This window comes from Actinoplanes oryzae, assembly GCF_030757795.1.
GTDB lineage: Bacteria > Actinomycetota > Actinomycetes > Mycobacteriales > Micromonosporaceae > Actinoplanes.
Genome location: NZ_JAUQWH010000332.1, coordinates 1 through 2,044, shown reverse-complemented (window position 1 = coordinate 2,044; position 2,044 = coordinate 1). Strand labels below are relative to the sequence as shown.

The 2,044-nt window shown below is 75.0% G+C and carries 3 protein-coding genes; 2 read left to right on the top strand and 1 reads right to left on the bottom strand.

Translation table 11 applies throughout. The annotated features are described in order from the left end of the window. Together RBH18_RS43715 and RBH18_RS43710 are read left to right on the top strand one after the other, a co-directional pair. A partial coding sequence (locus RBH18_RS43715) for a metallophosphoesterase family protein (RefSeq protein ID WP_306216417.1) occupies positions 1-776 on the top strand: 776 nt, incomplete at its 5' end. Then, positions 773-1,201 (top strand): hypothetical protein, encoded by a 429-nt coding sequence (locus tag RBH18_RS43710; protein ID WP_306216415.1) that lies wholly within the window; start codon positions 773-775, stop codon positions 1,199-1,201. The genes RBH18_RS43715 and RBH18_RS43710, both read left to right, overlap by 4 nt. On the opposite strand, the gene RBH18_RS43705 is transcribed toward RBH18_RS43710, so the two are convergent. Next, the coding region (locus RBH18_RS43705; RefSeq protein WP_306216414.1) for a GlxA family transcriptional regulator at positions 1,159-2,044 on the bottom strand (886 nt) is incomplete at its 5' end. The two genes, RBH18_RS43710 and RBH18_RS43705, sit on opposite strands and share 43 nt — an antisense overlap.

Here is a 2,044-nt window from a genome sequence, read left to right as displayed (position 1 = left end):
AGAATCGTGCGCTCGTCGACCGCCTCGAGCCGGACTCGCGCGAGGACTGGCTGATCGTGGCCGGCGACGTCGCCGAGCAGGCCGGGCAGGTCGAGACGACGCTGCGGCTGCTGCGCTCGCGCTTCGCCGAGGTGATCTGGGCGCCGGGCAACCACGAGCTGTGGACGCACCCGCGCGACCCGCTCACGCTGCGCGGCGCCGAGCGCTACGACCGGCTCGTCGCGATCTGCCGGCACCTGGGCGTCCGCACGCCCGAGGACGAATTCGCGGTCTGGCGCGGCGAGGGCGGCCCAGCCGTCGTGGCACCCCTCTTCCTGCTGTACGACTACACGTGGCGAGCGCCCGGGACGAGCACCAAGGCGGAGTCGCTGGCGTACGCGTACCGGACCGGCGTGGTGTGCACCGACGAGCAGCTGCTGCACGCGGACCCGTACCCGGATCGGGAGACCTGGTGCCGAGAGCGCGTCGCGCTGACCGAGCAGCGCCTGGCCGCCGTGGACCCGGAGACGCCGATGGTGCTGGTCAGCCACTGGCCGCTGCACCGGCACCCGACCGAGGTGCTGTGGTACCCGGAGTTCGCCCAGTGGTGCGGCACCGACCTGACGGCCGGCTGGCACCGCAAGTTCAACGTGGCCGCCTGCGTCTACGGCCACCTGCACATCCCGCGCACCACGTGGCAGGACGGCGTACCGTTCCACGAGGTGTCACTGGGCTACCCCCGCGAGTGGAAGCGCCGCGACAAGCCGCCCGTCCTGCTGCACAAGGTGCTCGGATGAAGACCTTCGCCCTCACCCTCGTCGCCCTGCTCAGCGCGCTCACCCTGGGCACCGCCCTGCTCGCCGGCGACGCGCCGCGCCTCGACAGCGGCGGCCAGACCCTGACCGACGCCGTCGTCGTCGCCACCACCGGCGGCACGATCGAGCTGAAGGTGTCGGACCCGGTCAAGGACGTGCGCTGCCGGATCGCCGGCAGCGACTTCGCCGGGGAGCCGCCCACCGTCGGCGAGGTCGTGCCGGTGACCCCCTCGTGCGAGCTGGCCCACGTCACCGGCGTGCTGCCGCGCGACAGCCTGGCGCTCACCGGCCTGGCCGGCGTGGCGATCCTCGGGGTCTGGGGCGGCCTGCGGATCCGCCGGGCGCGGCGCCGGCGCGGCCAGGATCAGGCGCTCGCCACGTACCTGTCGCGGAACGTCGCCCGGTAGGCCTGCGGCGTCGTGCCCAGCCGCTGCCCGAAGTGGTGGCGCAGATTGGCCGCGGTGCCGAAGCCGGTGCGCCCGGCGATCGCGTCGACGCCCAGCCCGGTCTCCTCGAGCAGCCGCCGGGCCAGCAGCACCCGCTGGCCGGTCAGCCAGTCGTGCGGCGTCGTGCCGGTCTCGGCCCGGAACCTGCGGGCGAAGGTGCGCGGCGCCATCAGCGCCCGGGCGGCCATCGTGTCGACGGTGTGCGGGGCGTCCAGGGTGGCCAGCACCTCGGTGAGCAGCGGCTGCAGCGTCTCGCACTCGACCGCCCGCACGGGCGTCTCGATGAACTGCGCCTGCCCGCCGTCGCGGTGCGGCGGCACCACCATGCGCCGCGCGATCTGCGTCGCCACCGCCGAGCCCTGCTCGAGCCGGATCAGATGCAGCCCGCAGTCCACGGCCGCCGCCGTCCCCGCGCTGGTCAGCACCCGCCCGTCGGCGACATAGAGGACGCCCGGGTCCACGTCGGCCGCCGGGTGGTCGGCCGCCAGCCGGTCGGTGTGCCGCCAGTGCGTCGTGCAGCGCCGCCCGTCGAGCAGCCCGGCCGCGCCGAGCGCGAACGCCCCGGTGCACACGCCGGCCACCCAGGCCCCGCGCGCATGCGCCCGGCGCAGGACCTCGATCACCTCCCGCGGCGGCGGCGCCGAGGTGTCGTAGGGCACGACCGCGACCAGGTCGGCCTCGTCGGCCGCCGCCAGGTCGTGGTCGGGAAAGATCGAGAACCCCGCGTGGGTACGCACGGGAGCGCCGCCGATCGTGCACACCGCGAAGTCGTACGCGGGCAGGCCCTCGGCCGTGCGGTCGTAA

What these genes read in the sequence shown, in the direction of transcription:
- RBH18_RS43710 (WP_306216415.1), top strand. Translation starts at nt 773, where the DNA reads ATGAAGACCTTCGCCCTCACCCTCGTCGCCCTGCTCAGCGCGCTCACC.